The organism is Exiguobacterium sp. s161 (assembly GCF_018619045.1).
Classification (GTDB): Bacteria; Bacillota; Bacilli; order Exiguobacteriales; family Exiguobacteriaceae; genus Exiguobacterium_A; species Exiguobacterium_A indicum.
In genome coordinates, this window is sequence record NZ_JACSNH010000003.1 from 194,213 (window position 1) to 214,955 (window position 20,743).

Here is a 20,743-nt window from a genome sequence, read left to right on the forward strand (position 1 = left end):
AAACAGCTAGCTTCTTTCTTTATTGTACCTTGAATGTTTTCTAAGGAGGATAGGAAGTTGCTAGAGTTGCACCAATAATTGGCGGGCGCTATAATAAGACAGTTGATTAAGGCGTAATTATTCCGTTTTACGAAAACGGAAGGAGTGAAAATACATGGAAACACCAATCATCGAGATTGATCAAGTCAGCTATGATTACCCGGATCGTCGGGTGTTGAATCAAGTCTCGTTTCAGGTCGAGCAAGGGCAATTTTTAGCCATCGTCGGTGAAAATGGATCCGGAAAATCGACGCTGATCAAATGTATATTAGGGTTATTGCAACCGAAAGGAACGATTCGTTTATTTGGACAATCCCAATCACAATTCAATGAATGGTGGCGGATCAGCTATGTTTCGCAAAAAGCGGCAGCGTTCAACTCCGGTTTTCCGGTGACTGTCGCAGAAGTCGTTGAGATGGGACTGTACGCTAAAAAAGGACTCTTTCGTCGCTTGTCTCGCGACGATCGAGACAAAGTACGAACGGCCCTCGAAACGGTCGGCATGTGGGAGCGACGCGATTCAAAAGTCGGCGACCTATCCGGTGGTCAACAACAACGTGTCTTCATCGCACGTGCGCTCGTCAACGATCCTGATTTAATGATCTTGGATGAACCAACCGTTGGTGTCGATCAGCGATACGTGAAAGAATTTTATGAGATCTTAGAAGAACTTCGTCGAGATAAGCGCCGGACATTCGTTCTTGTCACACATGATATTCATTTCGTTAGTAAACTTGTCACGGATGTGATTCATCTGGTCGATGGACGTTTAGGATGTAACTGTGGCATCAAGGAATACTGGGAACTAGATGAACAGACGATCCGCTCCCTCTATCCGGTTCCGGGACGTGTCCTCGTTCATGAAGGGAAGAGTGTCCAATGATTGAAGCGTTCATGACGTTAAAGTTTTTACAGTACGCTTTGGTGGCTGCCATTCTGATCGGATTCACGGCACCATTGATCGGTTCGTTCGTCGTCGTCCGGCGGATGAGCTTAATCGCAGATGCACTATCACACGTCACGCTAGCTGGGATTGCGCTCAGTCTCTTGATTTCTGGAATGGTCGCACAATTAGCGGACTTGAATCCACTGTATTTAGGAATCGTGACGTCGGTCATCGCGGCACTTACGATCGATTGGTTGCGTGCGAAGTACAAGCACTTCCAAGAACTCGCAATCCCGATCATCATGGCGACGGGAATGGGGCTTGGGGCAACATTCATCAGTCTCGCGAACGGCTTTTCAATGGATCTCGTCTCCTTCTTATTTGGAACGGTTTCGGCTGTCGCCTTGACGGATGTGTACACGATTCTTATCGTGACGATCGTCGTCGTCATCTTCGTCTTTGCTTTTTACAAGGAATTGTTGTTCCTCTCCTTTGACGAGGAGCAGGCGCGCGTTTCCGGGATTCGCCTTCGCTTAGTGCATATTCTCTTTATGATCGTCGTTGCGCTTGTCATTGCGATCAGTATGCGAATCGTTGGGATTTTGCTTGTCTCAAGCTTAATCACGTTACCGGTTGCGGCAGCACTTCGAATTGCGAAGAGTTTTAAGATGACAATCTTTTTAGCAATCATCTTCGGCGAAATCGCTACAGTACTTGGACTCATCCTGGCTTATCAGTTCGATTTGGCACCCGGCGGAATGATCGTCTTGATTGCGGTACTTGAGCTGATCATCGTGATGCTGTTGGAACGTTTTTGGATAGGAGGGAAAACACATGAAGACGAACATCGAACAAGCGCGTGAACGCATGAAGGCTTCTGGGTTTAAAATGACACCGAAGCGTCTCGATTTGCTATCGTATCTGTTTGAAGTGAATCGTTATGTCAGTGCGCGGGAAGTAGCAGAAGCTCTTCGAACGTCTCATCCTTCGTTAAGTTATGATACAATCTATCGAAACTTGAATGACTTTTCGGAAATCGACTTATTAGAAGTGACGGAATTAGACGGTGAGATGAAATACCGAGCAGCTTGTGCTTCAGGACACCATCATCATCATTTGATATGCCGAATCTGCGGCAAGACGGAAACATTGAATGTCTGTCCGATGGAATGGGTTTCTCCGGTCCAAGAGACTGGCTTTGAAGTCGAGGATCATAAGTTCGAAATTTATGGACGCTGTGCGAATTGTCAACGCATGACATCTTAAATGAAAGAGGATGCCCGGTCGGGCGTCCTCTTTTTGCGTTTTAAAAGACTAGTCCTGTTCAAAACGGGAATAGTCGAACAGAGGTGATGAGAAGATGATTTATGATACACAAGAAGCGCGACAAATCGATGAGTGGGCACGGACATCCGGACTGCCACTTGAAGTGCTGATGGAACGAGCTGGAAGTCACATCGCAACACGTATCAAAGAGCGTCATAGGAAGACGGAGCGAATCTTGATTTTATGTGGGACAGGCAATAACGGTGGGGATGGGTATGTCATTGGACGCGAATTGATACGCGACGGATTTGATGTCACACTACATGCACCAATTGGAGAAAATCGTTCGGATACATCCATCGTTCATGTTCATTATGCAGAAGCGTTTGGACTCGTGACCGAACAACCGTGTGGTCAATATGATGTCATTCTAGATGCCTTATATGGAACGGGATTTGATCCAAAGCGGATGAATCAGGTGTTCGAAGCGCAATGTGAATTCGTATCGGAACAAAAGCGACAAGGGGCACGTATCTATGCAGTGGATGTACCGAGCGGAGTACCGACGGATCATGCAACGGAATTTAAGGAGACAGCGATTCGCGCAGACGTGACATTCCAATTACATGCAATGAAACGATCTGCCTTTTTAATACGAACAGCACCGTTTTATGGCGAATTAGAAACGATTGATATCGGATTACCGACATTCGGTGAATGGCGCGTATCACCTAAGGGTGTGACCGCCTTGTTCAAGCGGGAACCATACGGTCATAAAGGAACGTACGGGACGGCGCTATTGATTGGTGGAAGTGAGACGATGCCGGGTTCCATCCAACTCGCTACACGGGCAGCCTTACGAACAGGAGTCGGTAAACTACAAGTGGCAACGACGGCACTTGCGAAACATGGAATCATCGCCCAAGCGCCGGAAGCGATGGTCATTGATCAGACGTTACTAGCAATTCAGGAGATGATTCCCTCCGTCTCAGCAGTTGGAATCGGTCCCGGATTATCGCAAGAGGCAGTCGAAACATGGGTGGACTATCTGCTTGAGAGTGATTTGCCGGTTGTACTAGATGCTGCAGCTCTAGTAAAAGAAAGTTATCCCGAACGAACCGCGCCAATCATCGTCACACCGCATATCGGTGAATTCGCCCGAATGACGAATCAGAGTGTCGAAAGTATTCAAGATGATCTTTTTGGTCAGGCAACCGACTATGCCATCTTGCATCAAGTAACTGTCGTCTTGAAGTCTCATGTCATCTTAATCGCGAAACCAGATGGAGGCGGATTCGTCGTCTCTGGTGCATCAAGTGGTCTCGCCAAAGGAGGAAGTGGGGATACGCTGTTTGGCATATTAACCAGCCTTCTTGCACAACATCCAACAGGAGATATCGAAAGAACACTAGCGCAAGGAGCGGAGTGGTATGCACGTGCTTCAAAACAAGTTGAACGACGGTTACATCCCAGTAGTTTGTTAGCAACGGATGTCATCGAAGAGTTAGGACGACTTGAGTTATAGAACACTGGATGTGAGAGAAAAGTCTTCCGCAGCAAGTATAAGGGAAGACTTTTCTTTTTAAGGAATAATTGACACATTCTATATGACAGGAGTATCATCAAGCGATGTCGAAACCTATATACGGAAAATCTACTGGAAAGGAGGGGGATACATGGAGGACATTGTCCGGAAACAACAATGGTGGATTGGAAACTTTGCTCTTTTCATGATGCTTGTTGGTGCTCTAATCATTTATACGACGACGGAAGAGACAATCAAGAATGCATATTTGAGTCGTTCTGTCATTATTTCATTTTTAGTCATCATGGGAATTTTTATTTTTTATATCAGTCGTCGTAAGATGGAAATCGTTTTGCAAACGCACTTATTGTCCTTGATGTTGCTCGTCGTTCCGATTACATCGATTAGCTTTTTACCTTACGCGGCAGTTACCGTTTGGGCAAGTAGCTTTTTGTTTTTGATGATCGCTTTAATCTCCTATCAACGCATCATGATGTGGTACGCCATCATTGTTACCATCGCAACTAGTTTGTACGTCATGGGGAATGTCGATACCGTAACGGTGGAAATTGATCCGACCGACCATTATGGGCGGATTGGTATGATTGTGATTGGCGTATCGATTGCACTTGTCATCAATCACTTGCATATTCGCAATTTAAATCGTTTGAATGACCTTGCGATACAATTACACGATACGGCGCGACGTGATGAAGAAACAGGTGTCTTGAATCGCCAAGGATTAAACGAAATTGATTTTCCAAGATCCGAACAACAGCTCATTTTTGTCGGGATTCATTTAGAAAACTACTATGAGCTGGCACGTTATTTTGGAGAAGATATTCAGTTACAAGTACTACGCGCCTGTATCGAGCGACTCAAGAGACAACTACCTCCTTATCAAGCGTTTGCTCGGATTGAAGCAGGGACGTTATTGATCGTCATGGAAAAGCCGGACGAGGTGGCATGTAAGGAAGCGATGGAAGAATTGAGCCAAGAAATTTCCGTACCATACGAAATCGAGGGGCATCATGTCTATGTCAACATATCCATCGTCATTGATAATGGCGATGGGGCGACCGACAATCGAAAGCGTCGGGTGCAGCAATTATTGACTGCCTTACAAGAAGCAGCGCAACAAAACGAACGTGTGATGTGTATTGACCAAGAATGGCGTAAGGATCAAGAATTACGAGTCAAAGCAGCACAATCGTTAGCACAGGCTAATATTGAAACGGATTTTCACCTCGTCTATCAACTGCAATACGATGTTCGATCAGAGCAATTCATCGGTCTCGAAGCATTGGTTCGATGGAAGACCCCGCTACAGGGAGCCGATCGACCATCCGTGTTCATCCCGATTGCTGAAAAAAGTGACTTGATCATTCGTCTAGGTGAGTGGATCTTTGAGGAAGGATGTAAGACGCGTAAAGCATTGGTCGGTCTGGTTCCGGATGAGTTTACGTTGTCAGTCAATGTATCACCACGACAGTTGACGAGTGAGTCGTTCATGCCATTCATTGAACGAACGTTACTCAAGTATGCATTAAAGCCGCAACAGATTAAGATTGAGATTACGGAAAGTCAGTCGCTCGATTTTGAGAGTCAGTCGATTCATCGAGCGCTCAAGCGCATCAAAACGCTTGATTTCCCAGTTTCGCTTGATGATTTCGGTACTGGTCATGCGTCTTATCACGTCCTCGAACGTTTATTACCGTTACGTCAATTAAAGATTCCGAAGCAATTCATTGAACAAATTGGAGCATCGGATAAACGACAATCGATTCTTGAGTCGATTTTTCAATTGAGTGAGTCGATGCATGTCGAATGTATCGTTGAAGGAGTAGAGACAGGAGAGGAAGTACGCATTGCCAAAGAAATCGGGATTCATTTGTTCCAAGGCTATTTCTTCGCTAAACCCGTACCACTTAAAGAAATCATCTGTCTGCTACAAAAAACGAATGAAGGAACGATTCATTAATCAAAAAAAGCCACTTCAGTCCGAATTTTTCGGAGAGAAGTGGCTTTTTCATACAATACTTATGATTGGTACAGTCGATATTGATTTCGACCTTGCGTTTTTGCCTCATATAAAGCGGCATCTGCTTGCTTAAAGACCATTTCAGCAGGCAGATGATGAGCGTAAGCAATTCCAGCGGATACGGTGATTGATACGGCATGATCCTGCATCACGAACGGTGTTTGCTGAACGGCTGTTACGATCGTTTCCGCTATGATAACAGGAGTATATTGTTCGCTATCCGGAATGATGATGATGAATTCTTCACCTCCATATCGGCCGACCGTGACTGGTACAGGACAATATTCATTCAATATAATCGAAAAATGGCGTAAGACGGCGTCACCGATGGCGTGACCGTGTGTATCGTTCACAGTCTTGAAATGATCCAAATCGAATAGAATCACACTCCAAGAGGCGTTACTTTTTTCGAGCGTCGTTACTTTTTCTAAAATGACATGTCGATTCGCAAGCCGTGTCAACTGATCGGTCGATGCGAGGTAGGATTGATAGGAGTACAGAACAAAGTGCTGTTGAAGGAGCGAGGATAACCGATAAAACAAAATCGCTCCACCAATCGTTAGGATAAAATAGGGAATATAGATCGTTTCCCATGCATCGACAGGAGAATTGCTTATGATCAGTCGCCAAAGAACAAGTAATGAACCGACCGTGACGATGGCGGAAAAGAAGTACCCTTGTCGTGTGATAAATCGGCGACAAATAAACGAAAGAATTAAAAAACCAAGTAGTGTGATGACAGAACTAAGTAGAACATTCAGTGAAGCGCCGTCATGAATCAAGAACCGATAAAATAGAAGCATCGTTCCTGTCACTGCGATACTGACGTTACCGCCAAATAGGGCGGATAAAGCGAGAGGTAACAATCGTAAATCGATCAGTGCCCCATTTAAATCGATGGCGTGGTGCATAAGGAGAATTCCTGTTACTCCATTCGAGAGTCCGAAATACAGGCGAGTGGACATCATCGAGTCTGGTTGAATCGGTAAGCGATCACGCAACAGATAAAAAGTGAATGTAGAGACAAGAAAGATAATACAGATATTGACGAAAAAGATATTCACTGTCGTAAGCATCATGAAACCCTTTCTATTAGAAAACCTAAATCTAATGCCATTGTATGCTATCTCATCGGATAATGGCATAGAAAATGGAAAAAACAGCCTAATCGGCTGTTTTAACGAATTGGTGCAAATTTTTGAATCTCTTGAACGGCCTCATTCCAGGAAGCGACACGAATGACATTATTCGGTACGGCTTTACGGTTATAAGGTGCATCGAACAAGATTACAGGAATAGAGGTGTCTTCTGCGATTTGTACAGCATTCTCTAATCGATCTTCCATGAATAAATCGAGTGATAAATCACGGACGACTTGTACTTTGTCGTGTGATCCCGTCATGATCAAGGAATCAAGAGGAAGTTCGTGTTGTTTGATCCACTCTTCTGTTACAGGACGAACGAGCTCCGATCGTGCTGTTACGTAATGGAGATCATATTGCTTCCGCAAATTCCATAAGTGATGACGAACATGTTCTTGAGGGATGGATTCACGATAAATGCCTGTCTCGTGACCAGAGTTCACCATGTAGTCCCAAAATTCGATTTGATTCATATCGGTATACGTATGCAATTCATACTCGGACGCCTGATTGAAGTCAATCGACGTTCCGAGATGTTTATTCATGTAAGTGAAGCAAGAGGATGGATGTGTGATCGTTCCATCAATGTCGATTCCAATTTTCATTTACAGTCACCCACGTTCTAAAAATTTTTCTTCACTTAGTATAACATAGTCGAAATCGAGATAGGAAAAAAGACTCCTCGCGAGGGAGGAGTCTTCCACTTATGCGTGATTTGCTTTCTCGGCTTCTTTTTCAGCCTGTTTCTCGAGAACGATTGCATCGATCTCTTTCTTCAATTCTTCGACCATCGTTGCTTCCGGTACTTTACGGATGATTTCTCCGTGACGGAACAATAATCCTTCGTTACGTGCACCAGCGATACCGATATCAGCTTCACGTGCTTCACCAGGACCGTTGACCGCACATCCGAGAACCGCAACTTTGATGTTCGCTTGGATGTTTTCGATATAGTCTTCGATTTCTGCAGCGATCGACATTAAATCGATTTCGATCCGACCACATGTAGGGCATGAGATCAATGTCGCCGCGTTCGCCGCGAGACCAAATGATTTCAAGACTTCTTTTGCGACTTTTACTTCTTCGACAGGGTCCGCTGAAAGAGATACACGAACCGTGTTTCCGATTCCGCGTGACAAGATCGCGCCAAGTCCCGCTGCTGATTTTAATGAACCAGAACGAAGTGGTCCTGATTCCGTGATCCCGACGTGAAGTGGATAGTCGAACGATTCAGAAGCAAGTTGATACGCTTCAAGCGCCAACTGTACGTCTGATGCCTTAAGCGAGACGATGATGTCATGGAAGTCGAGATCTTCAAGAATCTTGATGTGGTGCAACGCACTCTCGACCATACCACGTGCTGTCGGGTAGCCGTATTTTTCAAGAATGTGCTTTTCAAGTGAACCGGCGTTTACCCCGATCCGGATTGGGATGTTTTTCGCTTTTGCAGCTGTAACGACAGCTTCGACCTTTTCGCGGCGACCGATGTTACCCGGGTTGATCCGGATTTTATCAACGCCAGCTTCGATTGCCATGAGCGCAAGTTTATAGTTGAAGTGGATGTCTACGACAAGCGGAATGTTGATTCGGCTTTTGATTTCTGCAAGTGCGAGCGCATCACGTTCTTCTGGACAAGCGACGCGGACGATTTGGCAACCAGCTTCTTCAAGGCGTAGGATTTCAGCGACTGTCGCTTCGACGTCGTGTGTTTTAGTTGTCGTCATACTTTGAATGATGACTTCATTATTTCCACCAATGACAAGGTCCCCTACACGAACAGGACGAGTCTTAGAGCGATGGACCATTTTCGGCATATCGAAAATCTCCTTTTGTGGCATACCGCCATATTGTTTATGTTTACCTTTTCTATCATATCGAACTATTCCCTAAAAATCGAGAAACAAGAACGAAAATCGAACATTTACAATTGTTTAATGAAAGAAGGGCGTCCGTCAATCCGTCGGACGCCTGATTTTAATACTCATTGAGGTTTACGTGAAGAACGTGGCTTCGAGGAACGGGCGATCCATAATGGAACTAATGTGTAGATGAAATGTCCGATTACGAGTATCCCGATTCCGAAGCGAGGATAATCGAGTTGGTATAGAAGCATACCGATTGGGAAAGACCAGAGATTCGTTGCGACTGTGTAAGGAAACGTTTGGCGATACGCCCACGGACGGGGAAGTAACAATCGGACAAACCCTTTCGTTATATACGCCATAATTAATACGTAAAGTAATACAGCGATTGCGATAAAGATGAAATGAAGGATGAACCAGACGACGATCGGGATGTTTTTTTGTAAAAAGAAGGAATCAATAACCGTCGTCCAAAATGAAATCCAAGCTAATCCACAAAAATAAAGGGAAACATCTGCCAAACGAAGACGCAAAAACGGACGATTTGGAATTAAGGAAGTTTGTAAGTAATTAATCAGTTGACGTAAAAATGACAAGTGAATCACTCTTTCTACTGTTTTATAACAGATTTTAATAGTTTGATTTTTGTTGGTAATAAATGAATTTTGTGTAGTGATACAGATTAATAAAACCTTAACAAACGGATATAGTAAAAACTGTTTACAAGTTCATTAGACCTTTACATAATAGGGGAGTCGAAAAAATAAACTTTACAAACACATCAATCCACATCAAATAAAGGAGCTGGCAAGATGAATTATGATTTGCAGGAAATGATTTTCACCTTCATCGGTGGACTTGGGATTTTCCTATTCGGTATTAAGTATATGGGAGATGGGCTCCAAAAAACAGCAGGGGACCGATTACGTTATATCCTCGATAAATATACGACGAATCCACTATTAGGTATCTTAGCAGGTATTGTCGTCACGATATTGATTCAGTCGTCGTCAGGGACGACCGTCATCGTTGTCGGACTCGTTAGTGCAGGCCTGATGAATTTACGACAAGCGATCGGTGTCGTCATGGGGGCAAACATTGGAACAACGATCACGGCCTTCATCATTGGCTTCAACGTCAAGGAAGCTGCGCTTCCGGCAATCGCCATTGGTGCTTTCTTGATCTTCTTCTTCAATAAAGAACGGGTTCAATACATCGGACAGATTTTCTTTGGCTTCGGTGCATTATTCTATGGTCTCACATTGATGGGCGACGGAATGGCTCCACTCGAGTCAAGTGTCTGGTTCCGTGAGTTGACGGTCTCGATGTCGGATAACCCATTGCTTGGTGTATTCGTCGGAACGATCTTTACCGTTCTTGTTCAGTCGTCGTCAGCAACGATCGGTATCTTACAAGAGCTATACGCTGGTGGCATGATCGATATCAAAGCGGCACTTCCCGTCTTGTTCGGTGATAACATCGGAACGACGATCACAGCAGTACTCGCAGCACTTGGTGCGTCGATCGCAGCTAAACGAACAGCAGCGGCACACGTCATCTTCAACATTATCGGGACGATTTTATTCTTGATTGCTTTACCGATTTTCTCGAATTTCATTACTTGGATCACGGGCGCGCTTGATTTAGGTCCAAAGATGCAAATCGCCTTTGCACATGGAACATTCAACGTCGTCAATACGTTGATTCAGTGTTGGTTCATTGCGCAAATCGCATGGCTTGTACAAAAAATCGTACCGGGTACGGATACGACGATTGATTCAAAACCGCGTCATCTGGATCAAAATATCTTGAACCAATCTTCAGCACTCGCATTAAACCAAGCAAAGCTCGAAGTATTGCGTATGGGTGAATTCTCGAAAGACGCACTTGCAAAAGCACAGCGTTACACACAATCGCATGATAAGAAAGATGTATCGGAATCACAACAGATTGAATATGCGATCAACCATTTAAATACAGAAGTCACGAGTTATCTCGTTAAAGTAGCGGCACACGATTTATCAGAACGTGAATCAAATGAGCACTCGTTACTGATGCATGCCGTCAATGATTTTGAACGGATTGGTGACCACGTTGAAAACATCGTCGAATTGGTTGACTTCCAAATCGTCAACCGGATTCAGTTCACATCATCAGCGAAGCAAGAACTTGATGACATGTATGCCTTAACGCAAGAAATCGTCGATTGTGCTGTTCGCGCTGTCGAAGAGGACGATGTTACACGAGCTCGTAAGGTTCTGGAACTCGAAGGAAAACTCGATGCGCTCGAACGTTCATTCCGGAAGCATCATGTCCTTCGCGTGAACGCTGGCGAATGTACGGGACAAGCAGGGATGATTTTCGTCGATCTCTTGTCGAACCTCGAACGAATTGGCGATCACGCTGTCAACATCACGGATCTCGTCCTTGAACAGCGGACGGCATTAACGAACTAAGTGAAATACGATTTTCTTATGACAGCTGATTTCAAAAAAATGAAATCAGCTGTTTATTTTTTTGAAATAGCATATTGACAAGTTTCGCCACATCTCGTAATCTAGTAAGAGTAAGAAACATACATCATGGCGGTGTAGCTCAGCTGGCTAGAGCGTACGGTTCATACCCGTGAGGTCGTGGGTTCGACTCCCTCCGCCGCTACTATTACTTAAGGACCCTTAGCTCAGCTGGTCAGAGCAGACGGCTCATAACCGTCCGGTCGCAGGTTCGAGCCCTGCAGGGTCCATTCAGTAGAACGCTTCTCGTTGAAAAACGAGGAGCGTTTATTTTTGTTCCCCCGGGGAATAGTAAAGATATTGTAATAATATTCATACTATAGTAACTAAGGGAGAGCGAAGAGAGATGGAACGTAACCATACGATGATGCAGTTTTTTGAGTGGCATGTAGAGAATGATGGGAAGCACTGGCAACGCTTGAAAGAGCGGGCGCCTGAATTACGTGCTGCCGGCATCACGTCCGTGTGGATTCCACCGGCGTCAAAAGGTCAATCGGATGAAGATACAGGATATGGCATCTATGACGTCTATGATTTAGGCGAATTTGATCAAAAAGGAACGGTCCGTACGAAATACGGTACGAAAGATGAACTCGTCGAAGCGATCCAGGTTGCTCGTGAGAACGATATCGCTGTTTACGCGGATGTCGTCATGAACCATAAAGCAGCAGCCGATGAACTCGAGACGATCAATGTCGTCGAAGTCCATCCGGAAGATCGTTCGAAAGAAATTTCAGAAGAGTTTGAAATCGAAGCTTGGACGAAGTTTACGTTCCCGGGACGTAACGGAAAATATTCAGATTTCATCTGGACACATGAATTTTTCAATGGAACGGATTTTGATGCCCGTGAAGAAAAGACGGGTGTCTTTAAAATTTCCGGTAAAAATAAAGATTGGAATGATCAAGTCGATGATGAATTCGGAAACTATGACTATTTGATGTTCGCGAACATCGATTATAATCACCCGGAAGTACGTGAGGAGATGATCCGTTGGGGGCACTGGTTCCAAGAAACAATTGATTGCCAAGGTTTCCGACTCGATGCCATCAAACATATCAACTATGAATTCGTTCATGAATTCGCAAAATCAATGATTGAAAAAAGTGAAGGTGACTTCTATATGGTCGGTGAGTTCTGGAAATCAGATCTCGATGATTGTCGTCATTTCCTCGATAGCGTCGACTATACGATCGATTTGTTCGATGTTCCGCTTCATTATAAGTTCCATGAAGCTTCGAAGCAGGGACAGGACTTTGATATGACGACGTTGTTTGCAGATACCCTTGTCGAATCACACCCGACGAATGCCGTCACGTTCGTCGACAATCACGATTCCCAACCAGGTGAATCGCTTGAGTCGTGGGTAGATGACTGGTTCAAACAACATGCTTACGCAGCGATTTTACTTCGTAAAGACGGTTATCCATGTGTCTTCTACGGTGACTATTATGGTGTACAAGGACCGCATCCGGTAGAAGGAAAAAAAGAAATGATCGATGCCTTACTCTATGCACGATATCACAAAGCGTACGGTGAACAAGAAGATTATCTCGATGACCCACATTGTGTCGGTTGGGTTCGCCGAGGAGTGGAGGAAATTGAGAACTCTGGCTGTGCGGTCTTATTGTCGAATGCCGACATGTGTGAAAAACGAATGTTCGTAGGCGTTGAGCGTGCGGGTCAAGAATGGTTCGACTATACGAACCATCAAGATCATCCTGTCGTGATCGACGATGAAGGATTTGGTGTCTTCCCGGTTCCGGGTGGTGGTGTCTCAGTTTTTGCTCCACGAGAAGTCGAGTAAATCCGAGGGTCTTGACTTGCGTCAACACAGGTTCTTTTGCTAGTCTTAAAGGGTATTGAAGTTTTCGAAAATAGTACAAAGGGGGACATGAACATGTCAAAATTTGAATTACCAGAACTCGGCTACGCTTATGATGCGCTTGAGCCACATATCGATGCTCGTACGATGGAGATTCACCACACGAAACACCACAACACGTATGTCACGAACGTGAATGCGGCGCTTGAGGGTACAGAACATGAAGGAAAGTCACTTGAAGAACTTCTTCAAAACTTGGATGCTCTCCCAGCAAACATTCAAACTGCAGTCCGTAACAACGGTGGCGGTCACTGGAACCACTCATTCTTCTGGAAACTGTTGAAGAAGAACGATGGTGCTGCTCCAACAGGGGAACTCGCGGTAGCGATCGACGAAGCATTCGGATCATTCGATGCATTCAAAGATGCATTCGCGAAAGCAGCAACAACTCGTTTTGGTTCAGGTTGGGCTTGGTTAATCGTTGATGGTGGAAAATTGGCAGTCGTTTCGACACCGAACCAAGATACACCAGTCATGGAAGGCAAAACACCAATCCTCGGTCTTGATGTTTGGGAACATGCATACTATCTCAACTACCAAAACCGTCGTCCTGATTACATCAATGCGTTCTTCAACGTCGTTGATTGGGATCACGTAGCGAAGCTTTACGCTGACGCGAAGTAATGTGAAAACGAGCGTATCGTTCAATTGTGAACGATACGCTTTTTTTAATGCGGAAAATGATGGGATAGGTTGTTATGGAAAGTTTCCTTCTATATAATGAAACAAGATGACTTTTGAACGATAGGGGAGTACGCCATGGCTAAACGAATCACCGTACGAGGAAGACGGCGTAATCATCTGCCGCTTCGTCTGAATTTAATGTTCTTCGTCGTTTTTTTATTGTTTGCGATTTTGATTTTCCGTTTAGGAGTCGTGCAAATCGTCAATGGTGAGAAAATTTCGCGGGAAGTTCAAAAAACAGAAATGATCGCATCAAAATATGAAGTGCCACGCGGAAAGATTTATGACCGGGATGGTCGTCTTTTGGTTGATACGATTTCTAAATACTCCATCGTCTACCGTCGCGCACAAACGACGAAAGTCGATGAACGCATTGAGATTGCACAGCGTCTTGCGGCAATCATTGATCTACCGAAAAAAGATTGGAAAGTCACAGAACGTGATATTAAGGATTTCTGGATCGCGACGAACACGAAAGAGTCTGATCGTCGTTATCAAGAAGCCGTCAAACAGAAATATCCTTCAGCAGAAGCACAAAGTAAACTATCAATCGCAGAACAGGATCAAATCCGATTAGATGCGATTACGAAAGACGATATTGATTATGACGATCAAACAATGGAAGTCATTGCGATCAAACACAACATGGAAGTCGGTTACGCGCTTGATCCACAACTCGTCAAACTCGGTGCTTCCGCAAAAGAGATGGCAATCATCGATGAAAATCTAGAAGATTTAAAGGGTGTATCGGTGGAACCGTTCTACGAGCGATCTTATCCATATGAAGGAACACTTCGGAATATCTTCGGGAAGTATTCGAAGATTCCAGCAGAACAACAAGCGGAGTTCAAAGCAAAAGGCTACAGCTTGAATGACCGTGTCGGAACATCATTCCTTGAACAACAGTATGAAGATCTACTGCGAGGGAAACCCGCATACGATGTGTATGAGACGTTTAACGGAGAGCCGGTCGGTGATCCAAAACGCGAGGAAGGCGAGTCCGGTAAAGATCTCGTTCTGACCGTGGATGCGGAATACAACAAACAAGTCGACCAAATCATGCAACAAGCCATTAAAATGGGACGTGGCATGGGTAGTCGTTATCTAAAAGAAGGTTACGCCGTCGTCATGAATCCACAGACAGGTGAGATTCTTGCGATGTCTGGTCAAAAGTTGGATCCAGCAACCGGTAAGTTCTCAGATGTCGCAATCAATAACGTCTTAACGTCGCTTCAAATCGGTTCGACGATCAAAGGTGCAACGGTTGCGATGGGGCTCGAGGAGGGCGTCATCCGTCAAAACGAAGTCATCAATGATGCTCCGATCACGATTGGTGGTACGAAAAAAGCATCGTACGTCAACATGGGAGCAATCACGGATTTGACGGCACTTGAGCGTTCATCAAACGTTTATATGTTCAATATTGCGATGCGGATGGCGAAATATCATAGTAATGGTATCGCTGGAGCAAGTGTAGATGCAGCGGCTGCGATCATGCAGAATTACTACAGTCAGTTCGGGCTCGGAGTGACGACCGGTGTCGATTTACCTTACGAAGCGAAAGGAGTTCAAGGGACACCGGACCGTGTCACGTTACTGATGGACCGAGTCATCGGACAGTATGATGCCTTTACGCCGCTACAAGTTGCACAGTATATTTCAACACTTGCCAACGGTGGCTATCGTGTTCAACCTCACTTTTTAAAAGAAGTTCTCGCGTCGAATTCGATTGAAAAAGGAACGAAACAAGTGGATTATAGCTTCAAGACGAATTACCTGAATCGGATTGAGGTCAGTCAAGATAACATCGATCATGTCCGTGAAGGATTACATCGTGTTGTCAAGGGAGAGCGTGGTACAGCAAAAATCATTGCCCAAACCGGTATTGATGCAGCTGCGAAAACAGGTACAGCGCAGGTCAGTGTCTATGGTGATGATGGAATTGCCTTACGTGACGGCAGTGGTCAACCGGTTCGTTCATTGAACTCGAACCTTGTCGGCTGGGCACCGTATGATAATCCAGAGATGGCATGGGCCGTGTTCCTTCCTTATATGGAACAAGAAACCGTCAACTCAAAAATCGGTCATGATCTTGTCAAAGCGTATTTCAATGTGAAGGACGTCCCATGGCAAACTAAGCCAAATTAACTAGAAATAAAGCGAGAGTGAGCAATCACTCTCGTTTTTTTGTTTGTATTGACCTTTTTTTCTAATGGATTTCGAATTGTAAACACTAAAAAACACGCCTTTACAATTCTTTTACGTTGGATTCATTTCGTTTTAATAGTTCATCCGTAGTATAAGTCTTGTAAGGAAAACGGATAAAAAGTCGTGACATCGTCAGCGACATACTTTCGAGGAGGAAAATTAATCATGTCTTGGATGAAAAAAACAGCACTCATCACAACGGTAGCATCAATCGCAGTAGTGGGGGCAGCATGTGGTAACGATAAAGGCGGTTCTGCTAGTTCATCTGATTTAAAAGGAAAAATCGCAATCGACGGTTCTTCTACAGTCTTCCCGATCATGGAAGCTGTCGGTGAAGAATATTCGATGGAACAACCTGACGTAGATGTCACAGTCGGTGTCTCTGGTACAGGCGGTGGATTCAAACGCTTCGTCGTTGGGGAAACAGATCTTTCAAACGCATCGCGTGAAATTAAAGAAGAAGAAGCAGCTGAAGCGAAAAAGAACAACATTGAATATACAAAACTTTCACTCGCATATGATGGTTTGACTGTCGCAGTCAGCAAAGAAAATACATGGGTAAAAGAACTCTCAATGGAGCAACTCGAGAAAATCTGGCTCGATCCTAACGTCAAAACATGGAAAGATGTCGATTCTTCTTACCCAGCTGAACCATTGAAATTCTTCAGCCCAGGGAAAGATTCAGGAACATTCGACTTCTTCTCTGAAAAAGTACTTGAGAAAAAAGATATGCGTAAAGATGTTCAATTATCAGAAGACGATAACGTTCTCGTCAAAGGTGTTGAAGGAACGAAAGGCGCAATCGGCTACTTCGGTTACGCGTACTACGCAGAGAATAAAGATAAGTTGAAGGAAGTACCACTTTCAGCTGAAGGAAAAGACGCAGTTGATCCAACACCTGAAACGATCAAAGATTTATCTTACCCGCTTTCACGTGAAATTTACACGTATGTCAACAACAAATCAATGAAAGATAAAAAACAAGTCGCTGATTTCGTTCAGTTCACGAACGAAAACGCTGGTGATCTCGCTGAAGAAGTTGGATACATTAAAATGCCACAAGATCGTTATGATGAAAACGCAAAAGCAATTGAAGACGCAATGAAATAAATCATCGAGTCATGAGGATGGCCCAACCGGGGAAGTCTGTACCGGTTGGGTCCCGTTCTCATGTCAAGAAGGAGTAGGGAGTGAAGAAGGATGAGTTCAACACAAAATAAATCGGTTCGCGAGCTGATTCAACAGAACCGACAACAAAAATACAGTATGAAAAACGTCATGGAACGCGTCATGCCGATCGTGTTATTCCTTTGTGCGTTCGTCTCGGTCGTTACGACCATCGGCATCATTCTCACGTTAGTCATTGAAACAGAGCACTTCTTCGAAGTCGTTCCGTTCAAGGAATTCTTCGGCAGTACGAGCTGGTATCCACTCAACTCACAACCAGAGTATGGAATTTGGCCGCTTGTCGTCGGGACGCTTGAGATTACCGTGATTGCGATGCTAGTTGCCGTGCCGATCGGTCTCACATCAGCGATTTATTTAAGTGAGTACGCGTCAGACCGCGCACGCCGTATCTTAAAACCAATTCTTGAAGTCTTAGCTGGTGTTCCGACAATCGTTTTCGGATTCTTCGCGTTGACGTTCGTCACACCAGTACTCGTAAAATTGATTCCAGGAATTCAAATTTACAATGCGCTTAGCCCAGGGATTGTCGTCGGGATCATGATCATTCCAATGATCGCTTCGATTTCTGAGGATGCGATGAGCTCTGTCCCGAAAAAAATTCGTGATGGTGCGCTTGCGCTAGGTTCGACACGTCTTGAAGTCGCTTTGAAAGTCGTCGTTCCAGCTGCTTTATCAGGTATCATTGCGTCGATCGTACTCGGGATGTCTCGTGCGATCGGTGAGACGATGATCGTTACAATCGCTGGTGGTTCGAATCCAACAGCTGCTGTTGATCCACTCGAACCAGTTCAAACGATGACAGCTTACATCGTTCAGGTTGCCTTAGGTGATGCTGGATTTGGAACTGTCGAATATTACAGTATCTATGCGGTTGGTACGCTCTTGTTCGTCTTCACATTAGTGATGAACTTACTTGCGAACTGGATCACACGCCGCTTCAGAGAGGAGTACTAAGATGGCCTTACCAGAAAAGCAACCTGTCTCAAAAAAATTCATTGATCCTGTCGCGGTGAAGAAATCCATTAGCCAGCGACTCATCGTCAACAACGTCACAAAAGTCATTTTCCTTGCTGGACTGTTCTTCGGTCTCGTCGTCTTAGGTATTCTCTTGTTCGGCGTCATCCGTGACGGTGCGTCATGGTTATCACTTGAGTTTCTACAAAATGCACCATCACGCCGTTCGGAACGTGCCGGGATCTATCCGGCGTTAATGGGCTCCATCTTCTTGATGCTCCTCATCATCCCGATGATTTTCATCATTGGTGTCGGGGCAGCGATTTACCTAGAAGAGTACGCGAAGAAGAGTCGGATGACTTCATTCATCGAAGTCAACATCTCAAACCTTGCAGGTGTACCATCGATCGTCTTCGGTTTACTTGGTTTGACGTTCTTCGTACGTAACATGGGCTTCGGTTCAACATTGATTGCAGGAGCATTGACACTCGCGTTGATGAGTCTTCCGGTCGTCATCGTCTCGTCCCAAGAGGCAATCCGTGCCGTTCCACAAGCGATGCGTCATGCATCACTTGCACTCGGTGCGTCAAAATGGCAAACGACGTTCAAAGTCGTTCTTCCGGCATCACTTCCGGGTGTCATTACTGGGATCATCTTGGCTGTATCTCGAGCGATTGGTGAGACAGCACCACTCATCATGGTCGGAGCTGCGATTTTCATTGCTCGTGCGCCTGAAAGCATTTTCTCAGAATTCACAGCATTACCGATTCAAATCTACAACTGGACAAGTCGTCCGCAAGCGGACTTCCAAGGACTTGCAGCGGCAGGTATCATCGTCTTAATGGTCATTCTCTTGACGATGAACTCACTTGCGATCTGGATCCGGAACCGTTTCTCAAAACGTTATTAATCGAACGAGATAGATAGAAGGGATTTCTTTTAAGGAGGAAGACAGATGATGGATACGAAGCTGAATACGAAATCAGTCGTTACAGAAGGGACAGAGCGTATGAACCAACCAGTAGCAGCACGTGAGAGCGTCTATAACGTCAAAGACTTAAACTTATGGTACGGTGACGATCATGCGTTAAAAGATGTCAATCTCGACATTAAGAAAAATGAAGTCACGGCAATCATTGGACCGTCTGGCTGCGGGAAGTCGACATTCATCAAAACATTGAATCGAATGGTCGAACTCGTTCCGATCGTACGGACGAATGGTGTAATCGAGTATCACGGACGTAATATCTTTGATAAAGAATACGGTGTCGAAGAATTACGGACATCGGTCGGAATGGTCTTCCAGCAACCGAATCCATTCCCAAAATCAATTTATGATAACATCGCTTACGGTCCCCGTGTCCACGGTGTTAAAAACAAAAAAATCCTCGACGAGATCGTCGAACGCAGTTTACGCCGTGCGGCGATCTGGGATGAAGTCAAAGATCGTTTGAACGAAAATGCCTACGGTCTTTCTGGTGGTCAGCAACAACGTCTTTGTATCGCACGTTGCCTTGCAATCGAGCCGGATGTCATCTTGATGGATGAGCCGACATCGGCACTTGACCCGATTTCTACATTAAAAGTAGAAGAACTCGTCCAAGAATTAAAATCAGACTACTCGATCATCATCGTGACACACAACATGCAACAGGCTGCACGTGTTTCGGACAAAACAGCGTTCTTCTTGAATGGTGAAGTCGTCGAGTTCGATCAAACAGACCGGATCTTTGGAAATCCGAGTGACAAACGGACGGAAGATTACATTTCAGGACGATTCGGATAAGAAGGGGAGACGAGACGAATGGCAGCGAACCGTACGATTTTTGGAGAAAATTTGGCAATACTCGATCAAAAGGTCTTTTTACTGGCTCGCAAGACGATGCAACAGATCGCAACAACGGCTGAAGCACTCGAAAAATATGATCAAGATATCGCGCGTAGTGTCATTGAAAACGATAATGAACTCGATGATCTTGAACTTGAAATCAACGATGATGCTATTTTATTAATCGCGAAGCAACAACCCGTTGCGACGGATTTACGACGAATCATCACCGCGATGAAAATTTCGTCGGATCTCGAACGGATTGCAGATTATGCGGGGAATATCTCAAAAGCGGTTCTTCGTGTTGAAACATTCCCGTATGTCATCGATATCTCTTTGTTGAAGGAAGCATTCGAGACATTACTGGATATGACGGAAACTGCGATCGTCGCCTATCGTGACGGAGATGTCGAGAAAGCAAAAGCCTTGTCTGATCTCGATAACGTCATTGATGAGACGACATATAAGGCACTTCGCCAGTACATGCGTCATATGTCACTTCAGCCGATTGTTGTCGATGAAGTGATGCAATTCACGAACATTTGCCGCTACATCGAGCGGATGGGTGATCACTTGACGAACGTCGGGGAGCATCTGATCTATCTCGAAAAAGGAAAACATTATGATTTAAACGGATGAATCAAGTAGGCAGGAGGAATTTCCTCTGCCTACTTTTTTTGCAAAGGGATTCGAAACACGTTTGTAGAATAGGAAAGAAGTGA

Annotated in this window: 18 protein-coding genes and 2 tRNA genes; 16 read left to right on the forward strand and 4 right to left on the reverse strand. The window is 44.8% G+C overall.

The genetic code is table 11. The annotated features are described in order from the left end of the window. Positions 1-154: 154 nt before the first annotated feature. The 5 genes from KNQ14_RS10535 (at position 155) to KNQ14_RS10555 (ending at position 5,697) form a co-directional block, all read left to right on the forward strand. Positions 155-922: a metal ABC transporter ATP-binding protein gene (locus KNQ14_RS10535; RefSeq protein WP_023467526.1), complete on the forward strand. Its 768-nt coding sequence runs from the start codon at positions 155-157 to the stop codon at positions 920-922. Next, positions 919-1,788 (forward strand): metal ABC transporter permease, encoded by an 870-nt coding sequence (locus KNQ14_RS10540; protein WP_023467527.1) that lies wholly within the window; start codon positions 919-921, stop codon positions 1,786-1,788. The genes KNQ14_RS10535 and KNQ14_RS10540 overlap by 4 nt, the downstream gene beginning before the upstream one ends. Beyond that, positions 1,760-2,191: a Fur family transcriptional regulator gene (locus KNQ14_RS10545; protein WP_023467528.1), complete on the forward strand. Its 432-nt coding sequence runs from the start codon at positions 1,760-1,762 to the stop codon at positions 2,189-2,191. Before KNQ14_RS10540 ends, KNQ14_RS10545 begins: the two co-directional genes overlap by 29 nt. A gap of 94 nt (positions 2,192-2,285) precedes the next feature. Then, positions 2,286-3,716, forward strand: a complete 1,431-nt coding sequence (locus tag KNQ14_RS10550) for an NAD(P)H-hydrate dehydratase (protein ID WP_214860973.1) — start codon at positions 2,286-2,288, stop codon at positions 3,714-3,716. A 151-nt stretch (positions 3,717-3,867) separates the two neighbouring features. Next, the gene (locus tag KNQ14_RS10555) at positions 3,868-5,697 is read left to right on the forward strand and encodes a GGDEF domain-containing phosphodiesterase (RefSeq protein ID WP_214747564.1); all 1,830 of its coding nucleotides are present in this window, start codon (positions 3,868-3,870) and stop codon (positions 5,695-5,697) included. A gap of 59 nt (positions 5,698-5,756) precedes the next feature. Here KNQ14_RS10555 and KNQ14_RS10560 read toward each other — a convergent pair whose 3' ends face one another. The 4 genes from KNQ14_RS10560 to KNQ14_RS10575 form a co-directional block, all read right to left on the reverse strand. After that, positions 5,757-6,836: a GGDEF domain-containing protein gene (locus KNQ14_RS10560; protein WP_214860974.1), complete on the reverse strand. Its 1,080-nt coding sequence runs from the start codon at positions 6,834-6,836 to the stop codon at positions 5,757-5,759. Between the two features lie 98 nt (positions 6,837-6,934). Beyond that, entirely contained in the window at positions 6,935-7,504 is a 570-nt protein-coding gene (locus KNQ14_RS10565; RefSeq protein WP_023467532.1) for a 5' nucleotidase, NT5C type, read from the reverse strand. 99 nt (positions 7,505-7,603) lie between these two features. Then, positions 7,604-8,713, reverse strand: coding sequence for a flavodoxin-dependent (E)-4-hydroxy-3-methylbut-2-enyl-diphosphate synthase (ispG, locus tag KNQ14_RS10570; RefSeq protein WP_023467533.1), 1,110 nt, complete (start codon positions 8,711-8,713; stop codon positions 7,604-7,606). A 167-nt stretch (positions 8,714-8,880) separates the two neighbouring features. Further along, the gene (locus KNQ14_RS10575) at positions 8,881-9,366 is read right to left on the reverse strand and encodes a hypothetical protein (RefSeq protein WP_214860975.1); all 486 of its coding nucleotides are present in this window, start codon (positions 9,364-9,366) and stop codon (positions 8,881-8,883) included. A gap of 207 nt (positions 9,367-9,573) precedes the next feature. On the opposite strand from KNQ14_RS10575, the gene KNQ14_RS10580 reads away from it, so the two are divergent. From KNQ14_RS10580 to phoU, 11 genes are all read left to right on the forward strand, one after another. Further along, positions 9,574-11,217 carry a Na/Pi cotransporter family protein gene (locus tag KNQ14_RS10580; RefSeq protein ID WP_035398342.1) on the forward strand — a complete coding sequence of 548 codons (1,644 nt, stop codon included), beginning with the start codon at positions 9,574-9,576 and terminating at the stop codon, positions 11,215-11,217. A gap of 128 nt (positions 11,218-11,345) precedes the next feature. After that, positions 11,346-11,419 (forward strand) — tRNA-Met (locus KNQ14_RS10585). Positions 11,420-11,430: 11 nt separating this feature from the next. Continuing rightward, positions 11,431-11,504: transfer RNA gene (locus tag KNQ14_RS10590), tRNA-Ile, on the forward strand. 116 nt (positions 11,505-11,620) lie between these two features. Continuing rightward, positions 11,621-13,081 (forward strand): alpha-amylase, encoded by a 1,461-nt coding sequence (locus KNQ14_RS10595; protein WP_064300302.1) that lies wholly within the window; start codon positions 11,621-11,623, stop codon positions 13,079-13,081. A gap of 93 nt (positions 13,082-13,174) precedes the next feature. Then, positions 13,175-13,783, forward strand: a complete 609-nt coding sequence (locus KNQ14_RS10600; RefSeq protein ID WP_214747577.1) for a superoxide dismutase — start codon at positions 13,175-13,177, stop codon at positions 13,781-13,783. A 135-nt stretch (positions 13,784-13,918) separates the two neighbouring features. Beyond that, a complete protein-coding gene (locus KNQ14_RS10605; protein ID WP_214860976.1) occupies positions 13,919-15,991 on the forward strand; it encodes a peptidoglycan D,D-transpeptidase FtsI family protein in 2,073 nt (690 codons plus the stop codon). Between the two features lie 225 nt (positions 15,992-16,216). Further along, on the forward strand, positions 16,217-17,161 hold the full coding sequence (locus tag KNQ14_RS10610; RefSeq protein ID WP_214747583.1) for a PstS family phosphate ABC transporter substrate-binding protein: 945 nt from the start codon (positions 16,217-16,219) through the stop codon (positions 17,159-17,161). A gap of 90 nt (positions 17,162-17,251) precedes the next feature. Beyond that, positions 17,252-18,193, forward strand: coding sequence for a phosphate ABC transporter permease subunit PstC (gene pstC / locus KNQ14_RS10615; protein ID WP_058265098.1), 942 nt, complete (start codon positions 17,252-17,254; stop codon positions 18,191-18,193). Between the two features lies 1 nt (position 18,194). Further along, complete coding sequence (gene pstA / locus KNQ14_RS10620) at positions 18,195-19,103, forward strand: phosphate ABC transporter permease PstA (protein WP_023467540.1); 909 nt, start codon at positions 18,195-18,197, stop codon at positions 19,101-19,103. A gap of 99 nt (positions 19,104-19,202) precedes the next feature. Continuing rightward, positions 19,203-19,979, forward strand: coding sequence for a phosphate ABC transporter ATP-binding protein PstB (pstB, locus tag KNQ14_RS10625; RefSeq protein ID WP_305798065.1), 777 nt, complete (start codon positions 19,203-19,205; stop codon positions 19,977-19,979). 18 nt (positions 19,980-19,997) lie between these two features. After that, the gene (phoU, locus tag KNQ14_RS10630; RefSeq protein ID WP_023467542.1) at positions 19,998-20,660 is read left to right on the forward strand and encodes a phosphate signaling complex protein PhoU; all 663 of its coding nucleotides are present in this window, start codon (positions 19,998-20,000) and stop codon (positions 20,658-20,660) included. Positions 20,661-20,743 lie beyond the last annotated feature (83 nt).

Coding starts and splice junctions, on each gene's coding strand:
- KNQ14_RS10535 (WP_023467526.1), top strand. CDS start 155: ATGGAAACACCAATCATCGAGATTGATCAAGTCAGCTATGATTACCCG.
- KNQ14_RS10540 (WP_023467527.1), top strand. CDS start 919: ATGATTGAAGCGTTCATGACGTTAAAGTTTTTACAGTACGCTTTGGTG.
- KNQ14_RS10545 (WP_023467528.1), top strand. CDS start 1,760: ATGAAGACGAACATCGAACAAGCGCGTGAACGCATGAAGGCTTCTGGG.
- KNQ14_RS10550 (WP_214860973.1), top strand. CDS start 2,286: ATGATTTATGATACACAAGAAGCGCGACAAATCGATGAGTGGGCACGG.
- KNQ14_RS10555 (WP_214747564.1), top strand. CDS start 3,868: ATGGAGGACATTGTCCGGAAACAACAATGGTGGATTGGAAACTTTGCT.
- KNQ14_RS10560 (WP_214860974.1), bottom strand. CDS start 6,836: ATGATGCTTACGACAGTGAATATCTTTTTCGTCAATATCTGTATTATC.
- KNQ14_RS10565 (WP_023467532.1), bottom strand. CDS start 7,504: ATGAAAATTGGAATCGACATTGATGGAACGATCACACATCCATCCTCT.
- ispG (WP_023467533.1), bottom strand. CDS start 8,713: ATGCCGAAAATGGTCCATCGCTCTAAGACTCGTCCTGTTCGTGTAGGG.
- KNQ14_RS10580 (WP_035398342.1), top strand. CDS start 9,574: ATGAATTATGATTTGCAGGAAATGATTTTCACCTTCATCGGTGGACTT.
- KNQ14_RS10595 (WP_064300302.1), top strand. CDS start 11,621: ATGGAACGTAACCATACGATGATGCAGTTTTTTGAGTGGCATGTAGAG.
- KNQ14_RS10600 (WP_214747577.1), top strand. CDS start 13,175: ATGTCAAAATTTGAATTACCAGAACTCGGCTACGCTTATGATGCGCTT.
- KNQ14_RS10605 (WP_214860976.1), top strand. CDS start 13,919: ATGGCTAAACGAATCACCGTACGAGGAAGACGGCGTAATCATCTGCCG.
- KNQ14_RS10610 (WP_214747583.1), top strand. CDS start 16,217: ATGTCTTGGATGAAAAAAACAGCACTCATCACAACGGTAGCATCAATC.
- pstC (WP_058265098.1), top strand. CDS start 17,252: ATGAGTTCAACACAAAATAAATCGGTTCGCGAGCTGATTCAACAGAAC.
- pstA (WP_023467540.1), top strand. CDS start 18,195: ATGGCCTTACCAGAAAAGCAACCTGTCTCAAAAAAATTCATTGATCCT.
- pstB (WP_305798065.1), top strand. CDS start 19,203: ATGAACCAACCAGTAGCAGCACGTGAGAGCGTCTATAACGTCAAAGAC.
- phoU (WP_023467542.1), top strand. CDS start 19,998: ATGGCAGCGAACCGTACGATTTTTGGAGAAAATTTGGCAATACTCGAT.